We start from the raw sequence: 17224 nt of genomic DNA, 5'->3' as shown, positions 1-17224 counted from the left end.
GTCGATGGCCCGCTCGGTGCCCGCCCCGACGTCTGCCGCTCAGCCCACGACCGAGGTGATGGCCTCTCCGAGCGCGCTCGCCTCGTCCGGGGTCATCTCGACGACGAGACGCCCACCACCCTCCAGCGGCATGCGAAGGACGATGCCGCGCCCTTCCTTGGTGACCTCCAGCGGACCGTCCCCGGTCCTCGGCTTCATGGCCGCCATCGGCGTGCTTCCTCTCGTCGAATCGTGCGCGCGCCGTGTCCGCGGCCGGGTGCCGCGGGCGACGTGTGGGTCTCCATCATCCCCCAACCGCCGCCCCGCAGGAGCACAGGGGCACGCCGTGGATCTCCCCCGCGACCTCACGGCGGCCAGTCGGCGGGCGGGGAGAAGCGCCACAGCCACGCGGTCCAGACCACCTGAAGGGCCAGCGAGCACACCACCCAGGCCCGCAGCACCGCGGCGCTGCGCGGTCGCGCCGCCACCAGGGCGCCGAGCGGGAAGAGGAAGACCAGGTAGCGGAACAGGCTCGTGAAGGGGTCCAGCACGAGCAGGAGGTAGCCGACGTACGCCAGGCACCAGGCCCGCAGCTCCGCGCCCAGGGCCGCCGTCCGGGGCGAGAGCACCCAGGCCGCGAAGGCCGCGACGGCGAGGACCAGCAGCACCGGCCCCGCGACCTCCCCGAGCAAGTACTGCGAGATCCCCCACCACGGCCGCAGCCACACGACCTCGCCGCTGGAGCGCCAGGCCCCCATCGTGGCCGTGTAGGCGTCGGGGCGGCCGGTCATCAGCCAGGTCGCCAGCGGCCACAGCAGCCCGGCGGCGCCGCTGGCGCCCAGCAGGGCCAGGCCGCGCAGCGCCTCGTGGCCGGACAGCCCGGCCCCGGCCCGCCGCCCGGCCCGGGCGCGCAGCGCCAGGTGGACGACGACGACCACCGACAACGGCACCGCGACGGGACGGGTCAGCCCGAGCAGCAGCGCCACCAGCGCCGCCGGCAGGTAGCGCCGCCGCTGCAGCAGGGCCAGGAAGGCCACCAGCAGGGCGAGGGCGGGGCCCTCGGTGTAGGGGACCTGGAAGACCAGCGAGGGCGGGCTGACGCAGAACAGCACCGCCGCGCTCCAGGCGCTGCGGCGGGCGACCGCCTCGCTGCGGTGGGCGCGGACCGCGCGGTGCACCAGGGCGTGCACCCCCACGGCCGCGGCGGCCCCCGCCACCAGGGAGACCAGGGCACCGGCCCAGCCGAAGGGCAGCCCGGCCCACAGCAGCGGGCGGGTCAGCAGCGGGGCCAGCGGGTAGAAGGCGAGCGCCGACTGCTGCGGGGCGCCGTCCTCGCCCAGCGGCACCGCGTCCGGGTAGCCCTCCTCCGCGATGCGCCGGTACCAGGTGGCGTCCCACAGCCCGAGCATGTCGCCGTACCCGGCCTCGGCCGGGGTCCAGTCGCTCGCGGCCTGGAAGCGGGCGACCTCGGCCAGCACCGCCGCGGAGAACAGCCGGGCGAGCAGGTAGACCGCCAGCACCCGCCAGCCCACCGGGGTGCGCAGCCACCGCAGCCGGGCGCGCAGCAGCAGCGGCAGGTGCCCGGCGACCGGGGCCGCGGCCCTGGTCGCGCCCGGGGCACCGGGTGCGCCGGGTGCGCCGGGTGCGCTCACCCGCGTCCTTCCAGCTCCCGACGGCCGCGGCGCAGCACCGCCTCGAACCCCAGCCGCCCGCCCAGCGCGGCCACCGGAGCGCCCAGCGCGGCGAGGACGGCCAGCCCGCGCGGGTGCACGACGACCTGCTCGCTCCACTCCACCCGCACCCGGCCGCCGCCGGCGGCCGCGACGAGGATGCGCACGCTGCCGCCGAGCACCGGGCCGGTCTTGACCACGTGCACGCGCCCGGTGCCCCCGGCGTCCGCGGGCGCCTGCCAGGAGAGGACCTCCATCCGGTCGTCCAGGCGCCAGGGACCCAGCCGGGAGAGCGCCGTGAAGCGCTCCCCGGGCCCGCCGACGGGCCCGGGCAGGCGCTCGACGACGGTCGCGGGCACCCAGGGGCTCTGCCGCGGCCAGTCGGTCAGGACGGCGAAGACGTGCCGGACGTCGCCGGTGAGCTCGGCGCGGGCGGTGAAGTCGATGCTCACGGCGTCCTCAGTCCTCCGCGCTGCGCCAGGCGGCCAGCTCCTCGTCGCGTTCGCGGATCTCCTCGCGCAACCGGTCCAGGACGGCGTCGACCTCGTCCATGCGGTAGCCGCGCAGGCCGAGGGAGAAGCGGACGGCGTCCACGTCGGCGGCCTGCACGGGGCCCTCGGGCAGCCCGCGGAAGGGCCGGGTGGAGGTGGCGGGCGCCATGCCGCCGCCGATGCGCCCGGTCGCCACCGCGACGACCGCGCCGACGGCGAGCAGGACGAGCAGCAGCAGCACGATCGTCACGACGCGCCTCCTCCCGCGGGCCCCTGCGGGTGGCCCGGCGCCGCACGATCCTCGCCGTCGGGGGCCGGGAAGTCCACGAAGGTCCCGACGATCTCGGAGCTGGGCAGGCTGACCCGCTCCCGCGGCGCCCGCTCCAGGTGGTCGAGGGCGTCGACCGGGTCGTCGGTCCAGTGGATGGTCTCGAAGACCATCGGCCGGGCGAAGCCGCGCGCGACCAGGCCCTCCAGCCAGCTGCGCAGCCCGGCGTAGTGGCCCGCGCTGTCCAGGACCGCCAGCGGCTTGGTGTGCAGGCCGATGGTGCGCGCCACCCAGATCTCGAACAGCTCCTCCAGCGTGCCCAGCCCGCCGGGCAGGACGATGAAGGCGTCGGCGCGCGCGTCCATCTCCGCCTTGCGCCGGCGCATGTCGTCGGTGACGACGAGCTCGCCGAGCTCGGCGGGCGGCAGCTCCAGCTCCATGAGCGCCCGGGGCATCACGCCGGTGGTGCGGGCGCCCGCGGCGCGCGCGGCGGCCTCGGCCGCGCCCATCACCGAGGTGCCGCCGCCGCCGTAGACGAGGTCGTGCCCGCGCTCGCCGATGAGGCGGCCGACGGTGGCGGCCAGCTCGACGTGGGCGGGGTCGATGCCGCCGGAGGCGCTGCCGTACAGGCAGATGGTGCTCACGCGGCCCCCTCCCCCGGCTCCAGCAGCCAGCTCGAGAGCACCTCGAGGCACTGCTCGATCTCGGCCGTGCGGCAGCGCTCGTCGTCGGCGTGCGCGGTGGCGTTGTCGCCGGGGCCGTAGTTGACCGCGGGCACGCCGAGCGCGGAGAAGCGGGCCACGTCCGTCCAGCCGTACTTTGGGCGCGGGGCCGCACCGGTCCGGGCCACGAAGTCGGCCGCGGCGGGCAGGTGCAGCCCGGGCCGGGCGCCGTCGGCGGCGTCGGTGACGCGCACGTCGAAGCCCTCGAAGACCTCGCGCACGTGCGCCTCGGCGCCGGCGGCGTCCAGCGAGGGCGCGTAGCGGTAGTTGACGGTGACCGTGCACCGGTCGGGGATGACGTTGCCGGCGATCCCGCCGGAGACCAGCACGGCGTTGAGGGCCTCGCGGAAGACCAGCCCCTCCACGTCGACCTCGCGCGGGACGTAGGCGGCGAGCCGGGCCAGCACCGGGGCGGCGTCGTGGACGGCGTTGCGCCCGCGCCAGGGCCGGGCCGAGTGGGCGGCCTTGCCGGTCGTGGTGACCTCGGCGCGCAGGGTGCCGTTGCAGCCGCCCTCGACGACGGCCGAGGACGGCTCCAGCAGGACGGCGAAGTCGGCCGCGAGCAGCTGCGGGGCGTTGCGGGCCAGCCGGCCCAGGCCGTTCCTGGCCGCCTCGACCTCCTCGTGGTCGTAGAAGACGAACGTCACGTCCCGGGCGGGGGCGGCGCCGGCCGCGGCGACCCGGGCGGCCAGCGCGAGCTGGACGGCCACCCCGCCCTTCATGTCGCAGGTGCCGCGGCCGACGAGGACGTCGCCGTCGACGGGGTGCTGCTCGCGGCGCACCGGCAGGTTCGGGGGGTCGGTGAGCGGCACGGTGTCCAGGTGCCCGGCCAGCAGGACCCGCTCGGCGCGCCCGTGCGCGGTGCGGGCCACGACGGCGTCGCCGTCGCGGGCGACCTCCAGGCCGGGCAGGGCGCGCAGCGCGGCCTCCACGGCGTCCGCGAGCGCGGTCTCGTCGCCGGAGACGGAGGGGAGGTCGCAGACCCGGCGGGTCAGCTCGACGACGTCGACACCGGGGTCGGCGAGGTCGAGGGCGGTGGCGGCAGCGGTCACGACAGGCACCCTAACGACGCCGCCGGCGGCGCGGCCGCCGGTGCGCGGCGGGCGGCGAGGTGGTCGCCGGCGCCCGGCGCCCGGATAGGGTCGGGCGGGTGAGCGAGCAGACCGGCACGGGGACCAGCGGCACGGGGACGAGCGGCACGGGCGGGCAGCAGCAGGCCCGCCGCGCGTGGGGCCACGGCCTCGCGACGTTCGCCGAGGACGGCACGGTGCTCGACGTCTGGTACCCCTTCCCCGCGCTGGGCGAGGCCACCTCCGGGGAGGCCAGCGCCTACGGCGTGCCGGCGGAGCTGGCCTCGCTGGAGGACTCCGACCCGCACCGCCGGGTCCACCAGCGCGTGGTCACCACGCAGATCGACCTCGACGTCCCGCCGGCCGGCACCGCGGACGCGTACCTGCGCCTGCACCTGCTCTCGCACCGCCTCGTCGCCCCGCACGGGCTGGACCTGACGGGCATCTTCGGGGTGCTGGCCAACGTCGTCTGGACCAACCACGGCCCGTGCGCCGTCGCCGACTTCGAGCGCGTGCGGCTCGCGCTGCGCGCCAACTCCGGGCCGGTCACGGTCTACGGCGTCGACAAGTTCCCGCGGATGACCGACTACGTGACCCCCTCGGGGGTGCGCATCGCCGACGCGGACCGCGTGCGGCTGGGCGCGCACCTGGCGCCGGGGACGACGGTCATGCACGAGGGGTTCGTCAACTACAACGCCGGCACGCTGGGGACGTCCATGGTCGAGGGCCGCATCTCCGCGGGCGTCGTCGTGGGCGACGGTTCCGACGTCGGCGGCGGCGCGTCGATCATGGGCACGCTCTCCGGCGGCGGCAAGGAGGTCGTGCGCATCGGGCGGCGCTGCCTGCTGGGGGCCAACTCCGGCACCGGCATCAGCCTGGGCGACGACTGCGTCGTCGAGGCCGGCACGTACATCACCGCCGGCACGAAGGTCGCGCTGGTCGGCGAGGACGGCACCTCCTCGCGGACGGTCGCGGCGCGCACGCTGTCGGGCTCGGACGGGCTGCTGTTCCGCCGCAACTCCGTCTCCGGCTCGGTGGAGGCGCTGCCGCGCAAGGGCGTGACGGTGGCCCTCAACCCCGCCCTGCACGCGAACTGACGGTGCCGACCACCCGGACACCGCGTCCCGGCGCCCGCCGCACCGCCCCCCGCCGCCCCGCCGCCGTGCGCCGCGCCCGGCGCCTGCTGGCCACCCTGGCCGCGGGCACCGTGGTGCTCGCCGCGGGCGTGGTGTGGCTGACCCAGGACGAGGACGCGCCCGCGGTGCGCGAGCGCTGCTCGGCGCGCGTGGGCGGCGAGTCGACCTCGATGTCGCCGGAGCAGGCCGGCAACGCGGCGACGGTCGTGGGCATCTCCGTGCTGCGCGGGCTGCCCGCCCGGGCGGCCACCATCGCCGTCGCCACCATCGTGCAGGAGTCGCGGATGGAGAACCTCGACCACGGCGACCGCGACTCGCTGGGGCTGTTCCAGCAGCGCCCCTCGCAGGGCTGGGGCACGCCGGCGCAGGTCCAGGACCCGGTGTACGCGACGAACGCGTTCTACGACGCGCTCGTGGAGGTCGACGGCTACCGCGACCTGCCGGTCACCGACGCCGCGCAGGAGGTGCAGCGCAGCGGCTTCCCGCTGGCCTACGGCGACCACGAGCCGGAGGCGCGGCTGGTGGCCAGCACCCTCACCGGCTACGACCCGGGCGGTTTCAGCTGCCACCTGCGGGCGCTGGGCGACAGCATCGAGCGCGGGGACGACGACTCCCCCACGCCCACGGCGGGCCGGCTGCGGGAGGCCGCCGCCGCGCAGGTCACCACGACCGCCCCCGCCGTCGTGGCGGACACCGAGGGCAAGGTGCTGGAGTACCGGCTCGAGGGCGAGGAGGCCGCGCGGCTGGCGTGGGCGGTGGCCGGCTGGTCGGTGGCCTCGGCGAAGACCTACGACGTCACCGAGGTGAGCGTGGCGGGTTCGCGCTGGACCCGGGAGCGCTCCGGGCGCGGGTGGGTCGCGGCGGACACCGGGGTGCCCACCGGCGGTGTGCGGGTCCGCGTGGCCTGACGCGGACCCGCACCGGCTCAGCGGCCGGCGACGTCCTGGTAGTCGCGCGCGCCCTCGCCGACGTAGACCTGGCGCGGGCGGCCGATCTTCGTGGCGGGGTCGTTGATCATCTCGCGCCACTGCGCGATCCAGCCGGGCAGGCGGCCCAGGGCGAACAGGACGGTGAACATCTTGGTCGGGAAGCCCATCGCCTTGTAGATGATGCCCGTGTAGAAGTCCACGTTCGGGTACAGCTTGCGCTCGATGAAGTAGTCGTCGTGGAGCGCGATCTCCTCCAGCCGCATGGCGATGTCGAGGAGCTCGTCGCGCTTGCCCAGACCGGACAGGATCTGGTCGGCGGTCTTCTTGACGATGGCCGCGCGCGGGTCGTAGTTCTTGTACACCCGGTGGCCGAAGCCCATCAGGCGCACGCCCTTCTCCTTGTTCTTGACCTTCGTCATGAACGTGTCGACGTCGTCGTCGGAGGTGCGGATGGTCTCGAGCATGTCGAGGACGGCGGAGTTGGCGCCGCCGTGCAGCGGCCCCGACAGGGCGTGGATGCCGGCGGAGATCGAGGCGAAGAGGTTCGCCTGCCCGGACCCGACCAGGCGCACGGTGGACGTCGAGCAGTTCTGCTCGTGGTCGGCGTGCAGGACGAGCAGCTGGTCGAGGGCCTTGACCATCGCCGGGTCCACCTCGTAGTCCTCCGCCGGGTTGCCGAAGGACAGCCGGGTGAAGTTCTCGACGAGGCCGAGGCGGTTGTCGGGGTACAGCAGCGGCTGGCCCAGCGACTTGCGGTGCGCGTACGCGGCGATGGTCGGCAGCTTGGCCAGCAGCCGGATCGTCGAGAGCTCGACCTGCTCGTCGTCGAAGGGGTTCAGCGAGTTCGGGTAGAAGGTCGACAGCGCGCTGACGGCGCTGGACAGGACGGGCATCGGGTGCGCGTCGCGGGGGAAGCCGTCGAAGAACCGCTTGAGGTCCTCGTGCAGCAGGGTGTGGCGCTGGATCCGCTCGGTGAAGGCGGACAGCTGCTCCGCGGTGGGCAGCTCGCCGTAGATGAGCAGGTAGCTGGTCTCGACGAACGTGGACTTCTCGGCCAGCTGCTCGATGGGGTACCCGCGGTAGCGCAGGACCCCGGCGTCGCCGTCGATGTAGGTGATGGCGGAGGTGCAGGACGCGGTGTTGGTGAAGCCGGCGTCGAGCGTCACCAGGCCCGTCTCCTTGAGCAGGCTGCCGATGCCGAAGCCCGCCGCCCCCTCGGTCGCCGGGGTCACGGGGAGGTCGAGCTCGCCACCTGCGTGCTTCAGCGCAACGGAGTCAGCCATGCGGCGACCGTACCCGCCCGCGGCGAGGGGGCGCGACACAGGTGCGTCACACCCGGGGCGGTGTGACGGGGGCCACGTCGCAGCCCCCGCCCGCGACCGCCTCCGGGCCCGTGCCGCCCGCGCTCAGAGCCCGCCGGCCAGCCGGCCGGGCACCTGCGCGGTCCGCTCGTCGGTGGCGGTGAGCGCGACGCGCACGTGCCGCGCGCCGGCCGCCCCGTAGAAGTCCCCCGGCGCGACGAGGACCCCCCGCGCGGCGAGGGCGTCCACCGTGGCGCGCGCGCCCTCGTCGCGGGTGCTCCACAGGTAGAGCCCGGCGGCGGAGCTCACCCGGAAGCCGGCGGCCTCCAGCGCGGGGCGCAGCACCTGCCGGCGGGCGCGGTAGCGCTCGCGCTGGGCGTCGACGTGGGCGTCGTCGGACAGCGCCGCCCGCAGCGCGGCCTGCACCGGCCACGGCACGATCGTCCCGGCGTGCTTGCGCACCTCCAGCAGCTCGCGCACCAGCGCGGGGTCGCCGGCGGCGAAGGCCGCGCGGTAGCCGGCGAGGTTGGACTGCTTGGAGGTGGAGTACGCCACGAGCAGCCCGGTGTGGTCCCCGTCGCACACGCGCGGGTCCAGCACCGAGGGCACCAGCCCGCCGCGGGCGGCGTCGTGGGGCTCGTCCCAGCCCAGCTCGGCGTAGCACTCGTCGCTGGCCACGACGACGTCGCGCTCGCGCGCCCAGGTGACCAGCGCGCGCAGCTGCCCGAGGCCGAGCACCTCGCCGGTGGGGTTGGACGGGGAGTTCAGCCACAGCAGCCGCACCCGGGCCCCCGCCTCCCACGCGGCGTCCAGCTGCTCGACGGTGTCGGCGGGCAGCGGGACGGCGCCGGCCAGCCGGGCCCCGACGTCGTAGGTCGGGTAGGCCACCGCGGGGTGGGCCACCACGTCCCCCGGCCCCAGGCCGAGCTGGAGCGGCAGCCACGCGACGAGCTCCTTGGAGCCGACGGTGGGCAGCACCCCGTCGGGGTCCAGGTCCGGCACGCCGCGGCGGCGGGCGAACCAGGCGGCGACGCTCTCGCGCAGCGGGGCGGTGCCCCAGGTCTGCGGGTAGCCGGGCGCGTCGGCCGCCGCGCGCAGGGCCTCCTGGACGACCTGCGGGGTGGGGTCCACGGGGGTGCCCACCGACAGGTCGACGATCCCGCCGGGGTGGGCCGCGGCGGTGGCCTTGGCCGCCGCCAGGGAGTCCCAGGGGAAGTCCGGCAGCGACGCGCCGACCCGCCGGCGCGGTGCGGCGGCGGGTGCGGGCGTCGTCACCTCAGGAACCCTCGCCCTGCGGCGGGACCGCGCTCACGACGGCGTGGTCGGCGTCGATGACGCCCATCTTCGCCGCACCGCCGGGCGAGCCGACGGTGTCGAAGAACTCCACGTTGGCGGCGGTGAACGCCGACCACTGCTCGGGGACGTCGTCCTCGTAGTAGATGGCCTCCACCGGGCAGACCGGCTCGCACGCCCCGCAGTCCACGCACTCGTCGGGGTGGATGTACAGCGAGCGCTTGCCCTCGTAGATGCAGTCCACGGGGCACTCTTCGATGCAGGCCTTGTCCTTGACGTCGACGCAGGGCTGCGCGATGACGTAGGTCACGGGTTGTCCTCCTCCTCCGGCAGACGGGCGGCCGGACGCCCTCCCTAGTATCGCGGACGGTCGGCACCGCTACAGCTGGAGGTCACGTGTCGCAGGTCCCACCGGGTCCGGTGCACGTGCGCCGCGAGCACGAGCTGGTCGTCGGCGCGCGCGTCGTGGTGCGCCACCGCCTGCCCGACGGCTCGGCGGCGGACGCCCTCGGCGAGCTGCTGGCCGCCGACGAGCACGCGCTGCGGGTGGCCACCCGGCGCGGGGAGGTCCTCGTCGCGCGCGCGGACGTGCTCGCCGCCAAGGCGGTGCCCCCGCCGCCGGTGCGCCGCGGCCGCCCGCACGAGGCCGTCGGCGTCGACGACCTGGAGCTGGTGATGGCCGAGCACTGGCGGCCGCTGGAGCGCGCCGACCTGGGGCGCTGGCGGCTGCGGGCCGCGGACGGCTTCACCGGCCGGGCCAACTCCGCGCTGGCGGTCGGCTCGCCGGGGGTGCCGCTGCCCGCCGCGCTCGAGGCGGTTGAGCGCTTCTACCGCGAGCGGGGGCTGGTGCCGCTGGTCGCGGTCCCGCACCCGGTGGGCGCCCCCGGGGAGGGCGGCGAGCTGGCCGGGCAGCTCGCCGGGCGCGGCTGGAGCGTGCGGACCCCGACGCTGGTGCTGACGGCGGCCACCGACGACCTGCCCGGTGCCGCCGAGGTGCCGCTGCCGCCGGGGCTGCGCACCGCCGCGGGCGCCGCGCCCGACGAGGCGTGGCTGGGCGCCTACCACTACCAGGGCGCCCCCGAGGTCCCGCCGGCCGGCCGCCGCGTGCTCGTCTCGGCCGACGAGCAGGTCTTCGTGCGGGTCCTCGACGGGCCGCGGACGGTGGCGGTCGCCCGCGGGTCGCTGTCACCGGGCTGGGCCGGGATCACCGCGGTGGAGACCGTCCCGGAGCACCGCCGCCGCGGGCTGGCCCGCCGGCTGCTGGCCGAGGTCGCCGACTGGGCCCGGGCCCGGGGGGCGGTCTCGACGTACCTGCAGGTCGCCGAGGGCAACGCCGCGGCCCGCGCGCTGTACGAGCGCGCGGGCTTCGCGGCGCACCACGCGTACCACTACCGGGTGGCGCCCTCCGCGCCCTCCTGAGCGCGCACCGCCGCCGGGTCGACCGAGGCGTGGGTGCCGATGTCCCACACGAACGGCGGCTCGGTGCCGTTGACGGACCAGTCGCCGACGATGCGCTGCTTGTAGACGACCGGGTTGTGCGAGGCGACGGTCCGGGAGTTGCGCCAGTGCCGGTCCAGGTCGCGCGCGCGGCTGGTGCCGGAGGCCCCGAGGGTGTCGAACAGCAGCGTCGCCGCGCGGGGCACGCTCCCGGAGAGCACGACCTGCGCCTGGGCGGTGCGGATCTCCGCCTCGACGTTGGCGGCGCGGTCCGCCTCGCCGTCGCGCAGGTGCGCGGTGTCCGCGGCGCCCTGGACGGCCTGCGCGGCCGCGCGCACCAGGGCGTGGGCGGTGAAGGCGATCGAGGAGATCTCCCCGGCGACCGAGAGGACCTGCGCGTCGTGGCGCACCAGCGGCGCCAGGCCGTGGGTGTAGGTGCGGGTGCGGGCGCGCACCTGGGCGGCGGTGTCGCGCTCGACGGCGGCGGCGATGCCGGCCTGCACGGCGAGCAGCACCAGCTGGTAGAGCGCGGTCTGGTAGCGGAAGCGGTCGGTGAAGGGCGCCACGTCGGCGGGGTCGACCTCGACGTCGTCGAGCACGAGGGTGCCGGTGCCGGTGAGCTGCTGGCCGAAGCCGTCCCAGTCGTCGGAGACGACGGCGCCGGGGGCCCCGACCGGCACGAGCACGGTGACGACCTCGTGCGAGCCGTCGGGCAGCGCGCGCCGGGCGGTGGCGTCGGTCCAGTCCGCGAAGATCGTCCCGGTCGTGTAGTACTTGCGCCCGCTGACGAGGGTGCGCCCGTCGCGCTCGGTGACCACCGTCTGCTGCTCCCCGGTGACCCCGTCGCCGACCTCGCTCCAGGCGTTGCCGACGAGCTCGCCCGCCGCGATGCGCGCGGTCCAGCGCGCGCGGTGCTCCCCGGCGGGCAGCGACAGGACCTGCTCGACCCAGGCGACGTGGCCGCGGAAGACCTGCGGCAGGTTCGAGTCGGCCTCGGCGACGTCGACGAGCACCTCGGCCAGCTGCACGAGGTCCAGGCCGTCCCCGCCCTCGGCGACGGGCAGGCGCAGCCGGCCGAGGCCCGCCTCGAGCAGGGCGCGGACGGCGGCGAAGGGCAGTTCGTGGTCCTGCTCGCGGGCCACCGTCCCGGCGGCCACCTCCCGCAGGACGGGGGCGAGGCGGGCGCGGACCGCGGCCAGCCGGTCGGCGGCGCTCGTGCGGGCGGGGTCGTCGAGGGTGGTGCTCACGGGGTTCCTCCTGGTCGTGGACGCGGCGGTGCGTCGGCCCGGGAGTGGTCGTGCGCTCGCTCGTCCTTACCCGTGCGTCAGCACCAGGTCAGGTCATCACCCGGGGCACCCCACGACGAGGAGGGTTGCCGGCCAGCGAGCCGGGGCTTGGCGCTGGCGCTCATGACCTGGCGCCAGCCAACCACGCGCGGGGGGCCGCGGTCCAGGGGTGCCCGCGACCCCCCGCGAGCACCCCTGCACCCTCCCGCTCCCCCGTCCCCGGTCCCCCGTCCCGGCCCCCCTCCGTCCCCGCGGCGGCACCCGTCCCCCCGGCGGGCGCCGCTCCTGCGCCGCGGGCGTGGCTCCCCTCCTGCCCACGCCCGCGGCGAGCGCGTCAGCCCCGCTCGCGCACCGCCGCGCCCTCGCGCAGGTCGACGACCCGCGGGGGCTGCTCGTGGGCGCTCCGGGCACCCTCGAGGACGTCGGTGATCTCGGAGCCGATGAGCTCGTGGCGCTCCAGCAGCGCGTCGCGCAGCGCGGCGACCAGGTGGCGGTTGCGCCCCAGCAGCTCGCGCACGGACTCCTTGCGCTCGCTGAGCAGGTTCTCCACCATGCGGCGGCCCTCGGCGTCCCCGAGCACCCGGGAGACGAGGTTGCCGTCGGCGAGGGCGCCCTGCTGCACGGCCGCGAAGGACACCAGCGTGCCGGCCATGCCCGCCGCGCCGACCATCTGCGCGGCCACCGACGTCGCCGACTGCAGGTCGCCGGCCGGGCCGGTGGACACGTCGCCGAAGAACAGCTCCTCGGCGACCTGGCCGCCGAAGGCGATGTCGATCATGCCGGCGAGCTCGGTGCGCGAGCGGGTGTAGACGTCCTCGGCGTCGCCGTGGGCGAGCAGGCCGAGGGCCTGGGCGCGCTTGACGATGGTGAGGACCTCCAGGCGCCGGTGCGGGGCGACCAGCCAGGCGACCGCCGCGTGCCCGGCCTCGTGGGTGGCGATGAGCCGGGCCTCGTGCTCGGTGTAGCCGACGGGCTGGCCCAGCCCCACCTCGGTCACCAGCCGGGCGTGCTCGACGTCGGCCCAGCTCATGCCGTCGGCCTCGCGGCGCACCGCGTTGACGAGCGCCTCGTCGAGGAGGTTCTCGATCCTGACGGGGCTGTAGCCGTTGGTGATCCCGGCGAGCGCGTCGCGGCGCTCGGGGTCGTCGAGCTCGTCCTCGTGCGCCTTGCGGGCCAGGAAGTGGTCCAGCAGCTGGCGGCGGCCGGCCTTGTCGGGCAGGCCGAAGACGAGGCGGCGGTCGAAGCGGCCGGGGCGCAGCAGCGCCGGGTCGAGGGCGTCGGCGCGGTTGGTGGCGGCGATGACGAGGACCTCGACGGGCTCGCCGACCGGTCGCCGCAGCCGCCGGTGCTCGGGCAGGAACCGGTTGGCCAGGTCCACGCACCAGCCGAGCAGGTGCTCGGAGCCGGTGGGCTCGTCGAAGGACTGCATCTGCACGAGGAGCTCGTTGACGACGCCGCTCGCGCCCTCGCTGCTGGCCAGGCGCTCGGTGCGCAGCCCGGCCGGCTGCTGCGCGGTGCCCATCGCCAGGCCCTCCAGGCCGCCGCAGGCGACCGCGCCGGGCGCGGCGGCGGAGGAGACGGCGGTCGCGGCGCTCATCTGGCCGCGGGAGGCCGCGATGGCGTCGATCTCCTCGATGAAGCCGATGGCACCGCCCTCGCGGCGGGCGGCCTTGCGCAGCGCGCGGAAGTAGGAGCGCAGCTTGCGGGCCGTCGCGCCGTACCACATGGACTGGAAGCTGGTCGCGGACACGAAGAGGAACGGCACCCCGGCCTCGCGGGCCATGGCCTTGGCCAGGTGCGTCTTGCCGGTGCCGGGCACGCCCTCGAACAGCAGCCCCCGCCGCGGCCGGCCACCCATCTGGCGGCGGAAGGTGCGGGCGCCCAGGAACAGGTCGAGGCTGCGCTCGACCTCCTCCTTGACGGGGTCGAGGCCCTTGACGTCGTCGAGGGAGACGTCGACCTGCTCGGGCCGGTAGAGCACGTGCGGCGAGCGGCCGGACACGAGCGTCTGCCCCAGCAGCAGGGCCAGCATGGCGGCGAAGAAGATCCCGACCATGACGTAGAGGGGGTCGACGCTGGGCAGCGCCGGCACGAGCGGCAGCTGCAGGGCCAGCCGCACGTCGACGACGAGCAGCGCGAGCAGCACGAGCAGCAGCAGGGCGGTCGTGCGGCGGCGGCGGTTGCGCTCGCGCAGCCGCCCGACGTCGGCGGCGTCGCGGCGCACCCGGGGCCGCGGTGCCTGCGGTGCCTGCGCGGCCGGTCCCTGGCCGGGGTGGGTCACGGCCGCTCCTCTCGCTCGGACCCGGCGTCGTGCCGGGACTGCTCCCACCCAACCTCCGGGCCCCGTGGGCGACCACCCACGGTGACCGGATCGGACGATCGCGTTCACCCGAGTGGCGCAACGGAGCGTGTCGGACCGATCACCCGCCCCCGCGGCGGGCGGGCGGGCGGCGGGTCAGCTGCTGGGGGCGATGCCGGCGAAGAGGTCGGTCTCGCGGCCGTCGGCGTCGAAGGGCCCGGAGGCCACCCCGTGCACCAGCCGGTAGTGCTCGGCGGGCCAGAGCGGTTGCGGCACACCGTTGCTCAGCCGCAGCGCGGGAACGGCCGCGTCCAGGTCCAGGGTGAGCTGGGTCGCGTGGGCGCGCAGGGCGGCGATCTTGGCGGGCACCTGCTCGGTGCCGTCGACGACCGTCGTGACCTGCTCGTCGGGCACGACGACGCTGGGCAGCGGCCCGTCGGGGTCCCCGGCGCCCGGGGCACCGGACTCGGCCAGGCGGCGCAGCGCCGCCCGGACGGCCGACTCCGGCTGGACGATCTCGTAGACCTTGGCGACCTGCCACGGCACGCCGCCGCCGGGCTCGTCGCGCTCGTCGCCGCCGGCCGCCAGCACCAGCGCGCGCATCGTGGCCTCGTGCACCCGCACGTGGTCGGGGTGGCCGTAGCCGCCCCCGGGCTCGTAGGTGACGACGACCTGCGGGCGGACCTCGCGCACCACCTCGGCGATCCGCCGGGCGACCTCCTCGGGGTCGGCGGCCACCAGCGCCCGCGGGTCGACGTCGTCACCGGCCGCGGCGCGGCCCGGCTCCAGCCACACCATCCCCGAGTCGCGGTAGCCCGTGCCGTCGGGACGGGTCAGGAAGCGGTGGTCGGCCACCCCGACCGCCTCCATGGCCGCGGCCAGCTCCTGCGCGCGGTGCTCGGCGAGCTCGTCGGGGCCCAGGGAGGCCAGCTCGGCGGGGACGACCTCGCCCAGCTCGCCGCGGGTGGCCGTCAGCAGCGTCACGCCGGCGCCGGCGTCGGCGTAGCGGGCCATCGTCGCCGCGGTGCCGATCGACTCGTCGTCGGGGTGCGCGTGCACGAGCAGCAGCCGGCGGGGCTGGTCGAGGCGGTCCATCGCCGCCAGCTCGGCGGGCTCGAGCTCCTCCGCGACGTCGTCGACGAGGTCGGCGGCGATCTCGAGGGGGTCGCGGCCCGCGGTGGCGGCCCCGGCCGCGCTCTCCGGCGTCTCGCCGGGCTGCTCCGCGGGTTCGGGAGTGGTCGTCATGGCGCCCATCCTGCCAACCCCCGCCGCCGACCGGTGCGGGGACGACGACGCCGACGGGCCCCGCGGGGTCCCGTCGGCGTCGTGCGCGGCTCAGCCGCCGGGCGCAGCGGCCGCCCTCAGCCCTTCTTGGCCTTGGAGGCCGTCTTCGCGCGGGCGCTGGCCTCCAGGACGACCTTGCGGATGCGCACGGCCTCCGGGGTCACCTCGACGCACTCGTCCTCGCGGCAGAACTCCAGGCACTGCTCCAGCGACAGGTGGCGCGGGGGGATCAGGCGCTCGAACTCGTCGGAGGTCGAGGAGCGCATGTTGGTGAGCTTCTTCTCCTTGGTGATGTTGACGTCCATGTCGTCGGCGCGGGAGTTCTCCCCGACGATCATGCCCTCGTACACCTCGGAGGTGGGCTCGATGAACATCTGCCCGCGCTCCTGCAGGTTCGTCATGGCGAACGCGGTGGCCGCCCCGGCGCGGTCGGCCACGAGCGAGCCGGACTGGCGGGTGCGGATCTCGCCGGCCCAGTGGTCGTACTGGGCGAAGATCGCGTGCGCGATGCCGGTGCCCCGGGTGTCGGTGAGGAACTCGGTCCGGAAGCCGATGAGCCCGCGGGAGGGCACGTAGTACTCCATGCGCACCCAGCCGGTGCCGTGGTTGGTCATCGTCTCCATGCGGCCCTTGCGGGCGGCCAGCAGCTGGGTGATCGCGCCGAGGTGCTCCTCGGGAGCGTCGATCGTCAGGTGCTCGAAGGGCTCGAGGGTCTTGCCGTTCTCGTCCTTGCGCAGCACGACCTGCGGCTTGCCGACGGTCAGCTCGTAGCCCTCGCGGCGCATCTGCTCGACGAGGATGGCCAGCGCCAGCTCACCGCGGCCCTGGACCTCCCACGCGTCGGGGCGCTCGGTGGGCAGGACGCGGATCGAGACGTTGCCGACGAGCTCCTTCTCGAGGCGGTCCTTGACCAGGCGCGCGGTGACCTTGGCGCCCTTGACGCGACCGGCCATCGGGGAGGTGTTGATGCCGATGACCATCGAGATCGCCGGCTCGTCGACCGTGATGAGCGGCAGCGGGCGCGGGTCCTCGGGGTCGGCCAGGGTCTCGCCGATGGTGATGCCCTCGATGCCGGCGACGGCGACGATGTCACCGGGGCCCGCCTTCTCGCCGGGCACGCGGGTGACGGCCTCGGTGATGAGCAGCTCGGTGACCTTGACGCGCTCGATGGTGCCGTCGTGCTTGCACCAGGCGACCTGCTGGCCCTTGACGAGCTCGCCGGAGAAGATGCGCAGCAGCGCCAGGCGGCCCAGGAACGGGGAGGCGTCGAGGTTGGTGACGTGCGCCTGCAGCGGGGTCTCGGGGTCGTAGGTCGGCGCCGGGATCGTGTCGATGATCGTCTGGAACAGCGGGACGAGGTCCTCGTGGTCGGGCAGGCCGCCGTCCTCGGGCTGGTTCAGCGAGGCGCGGCCGTTCTTGGCCGAGGCGTAGACGACGGGGACCTCGAGCAGCTTGTCCGCGTCGATGCCCTCGATGTCGCCGGCCAGGTCCAGCAGCAGGTCGTAGGTCTCCTCCACCACGGCGGCGATGCGCGCGTCGGGGCGGTCGACCTTGTTGACGAGGATGACCACGGGCATCCCCGCGGCCAGCGCCTTGCGCAGCACGAAGCGGGTCTGCGGCAGCGGGCCCTCGGAGGCGTCCACCAGCAGCACGACGCCGTCGACCATCGACAACCCGCGCTCGACCTCGCCGCCGAAGTCGGCGTGGCCGGGGGTGTCGATGATGTTGATGGTCATGCCGCCCTCGGGAGCACCCGGACCGGCGTAGTGCACCGAGGTGTTCTTCGCGAGGATCGTGATGCCCTTCTCGCGCTCGAGGTCGCCGGAGTCCATGACCCGGTCGGCGACGTCGGCGTTGGCGCGGAAGGCGCCGGACTGCCAGAGCATCGCGTCGACGAGGGTGGTCTTGCCGTGGTCGACGTGGGCGACGATCGCGACGTTGCGCAGGTCGTCACGGGTGCTCAAGGGCATGTGGCTTCTCGATCCCTCTCGAAAGGTCGCGCCGGTCGCGGACGTGCCGGAGCGGGCGCGTGTCGGGGTTGACACCACAGTCTACCCGC

Annotated in this window: 16 protein-coding genes and 1 riboswitch; of the genes, 3 read left to right on the top strand and 13 right to left on the bottom strand. The window is 75.7% G+C overall.

From position 1 onward, the window contains the following. Positions 1–39: 39 nt before the first annotated feature. From ACRYM2_RS13750 to dapE, 6 genes are all read right to left on the bottom strand, one after another. A complete protein-coding gene (locus ACRYM2_RS13750) occupies positions 40–207 on the bottom strand; it encodes a DUF3117 domain-containing protein (protein WP_166617328.1) in 168 nt (55 codons plus the stop codon). Positions 208–344: 137 nt separating this feature from the next. After that, positions 345–1631 carry a hypothetical protein gene (locus ACRYM2_RS13745; protein WP_432522954.1) on the bottom strand — a complete coding sequence of 429 codons (1287 nt, stop codon included), beginning with the start codon at positions 1629–1631 and terminating at the stop codon, positions 345–347. Then, positions 1628–2101, bottom strand: coding sequence for an SRPBCC family protein (locus ACRYM2_RS13740; protein WP_432522953.1), 474 nt, complete (start codon positions 2099–2101; stop codon positions 1628–1630). The genes ACRYM2_RS13745 and ACRYM2_RS13740 overlap by 4 nt, the downstream gene beginning before the upstream one ends. 7 nt (positions 2102–2108) lie before the next feature. After that, positions 2109–2390 carry a DivIVA domain-containing protein gene (locus tag ACRYM2_RS13735; RefSeq protein WP_432522952.1) on the bottom strand — a complete coding sequence of 94 codons (282 nt, stop codon included), beginning with the start codon at positions 2388–2390 and terminating at the stop codon, positions 2109–2111. After that, positions 2387–3052 carry an LOG family protein gene (locus tag ACRYM2_RS13730; RefSeq protein ID WP_432522951.1) on the bottom strand — a complete coding sequence of 222 codons (666 nt, stop codon included), beginning with the start codon at positions 3050–3052 and terminating at the stop codon, positions 2387–2389. The genes ACRYM2_RS13735 and ACRYM2_RS13730 overlap by 4 nt, the downstream gene beginning before the upstream one ends. Then, positions 3049–4182, bottom strand: a complete 1134-nt coding sequence (gene dapE, locus ACRYM2_RS13725) for a succinyl-diaminopimelate desuccinylase (protein ID WP_432522950.1) — start codon at positions 4180–4182, stop codon at positions 3049–3051. Before dapE ends, ACRYM2_RS13730 begins: the two co-directional genes overlap by 4 nt. A 98-nt stretch (positions 4183–4280) precedes the next feature. Here dapE and dapD point away from each other — a divergent pair, with 98 nt between their 5' ends. Further along, on the top strand, positions 4281–5297 hold the full coding sequence (gene dapD, locus ACRYM2_RS13720) for a 2,3,4,5-tetrahydropyridine-2,6-dicarboxylate N-succinyltransferase (RefSeq protein WP_432522949.1): 1017 nt from the start codon (positions 4281–4283) through the stop codon (positions 5295–5297). Positions 5298–5299: 2 nt separating this feature from the next. Next, positions 5300–6244, top strand: coding sequence for a hypothetical protein (locus tag ACRYM2_RS13715; protein WP_432522948.1), 945 nt, complete (start codon positions 5300–5302; stop codon positions 6242–6244). A gap of 17 nt (positions 6245–6261) precedes the next feature. On the opposite strand, the gene ACRYM2_RS13710 is transcribed toward ACRYM2_RS13715, so the two are convergent. The 3 genes from ACRYM2_RS13710 to fdxA all read right to left on the bottom strand — a co-directional run bounded on the left by ACRYM2_RS13710 (position 6262) and on the right by fdxA (position 9169). Then, positions 6262–7548, bottom strand: a complete 1287-nt coding sequence (locus tag ACRYM2_RS13710; protein WP_432522947.1) for a citrate synthase — start codon at positions 7546–7548, stop codon at positions 6262–6264. Between the two features lie 123 nt (positions 7549–7671). After that, positions 7672–8841: a succinyldiaminopimelate transaminase gene (gene dapC / locus ACRYM2_RS13705; protein ID WP_432522946.1), complete on the bottom strand. Its 1170-nt coding sequence runs from the start codon at positions 8839–8841 to the stop codon at positions 7672–7674. 1 nt (position 8842) lies between these two features. Further along, positions 8843–9169 (bottom strand): ferredoxin, encoded by a 327-nt coding sequence (fdxA, locus tag ACRYM2_RS13700; RefSeq protein ID WP_166615561.1) that lies wholly within the window; start codon positions 9167–9169, stop codon positions 8843–8845. A gap of 86 nt (positions 9170–9255) precedes the next feature. On the opposite strand from fdxA, the gene ACRYM2_RS13695 reads away from it, so the two are divergent. Continuing rightward, entirely contained in the window at positions 9256–10278 is a 1023-nt protein-coding gene (locus ACRYM2_RS13695; protein ID WP_432522944.1) for a GNAT family N-acetyltransferase, read from the top strand. On the opposite strand, the gene ACRYM2_RS13690 is transcribed toward ACRYM2_RS13695, so the two are convergent. From ACRYM2_RS13690 to typA, 4 genes are all read right to left on the bottom strand, one after another. Further along, positions 10248–11543: an acyl-CoA dehydrogenase family protein gene (locus ACRYM2_RS13690; protein ID WP_432522943.1), complete on the bottom strand. Its 1296-nt coding sequence runs from the start codon at positions 11541–11543 to the stop codon at positions 10248–10250. The genes ACRYM2_RS13695 and ACRYM2_RS13690 overlap by 31 nt on opposite strands. 57 nt (positions 11544–11600) lie before the next feature. After that, a riboswitch (SAM riboswitch) is annotated at positions 11601–11711 on the bottom strand. 205 nt (positions 11712–11916) lie between these two features. Then, positions 11917–13863 (bottom strand): AAA family ATPase, encoded by a 1947-nt coding sequence (locus ACRYM2_RS13685; RefSeq protein WP_432522942.1) that lies wholly within the window; start codon positions 13861–13863, stop codon positions 11917–11919. A 174-nt stretch (positions 13864–14037) separates the two neighbouring features. After that, positions 14038–15126: an N-acetyl-1-D-myo-inositol-2-amino-2-deoxy-alpha-D-glucopyranoside deacetylase gene (mshB, locus tag ACRYM2_RS13680; protein WP_432522941.1), complete on the bottom strand. Its 1089-nt coding sequence runs from the start codon at positions 15124–15126 to the stop codon at positions 14038–14040. A gap of 116 nt (positions 15127–15242) precedes the next feature. Next, on the bottom strand, positions 15243–17135 hold the full coding sequence (gene typA, locus ACRYM2_RS13675) for a translational GTPase TypA (RefSeq protein ID WP_432522940.1): 1893 nt from the start codon (positions 17133–17135) through the stop codon (positions 15243–15245). Positions 17136–17224 lie beyond the last annotated feature (89 nt).

It is taken from the genome of Kineococcus aridisoli, assembly GCF_050871885.1.
In the GTDB taxonomy this organism is placed as follows: Bacteria; Actinomycetota; Actinomycetes; order Actinomycetales; family Kineococcaceae; genus Kineococcus.
This window is presented reverse-complemented; position numbering and strand designations above follow the sequence as displayed.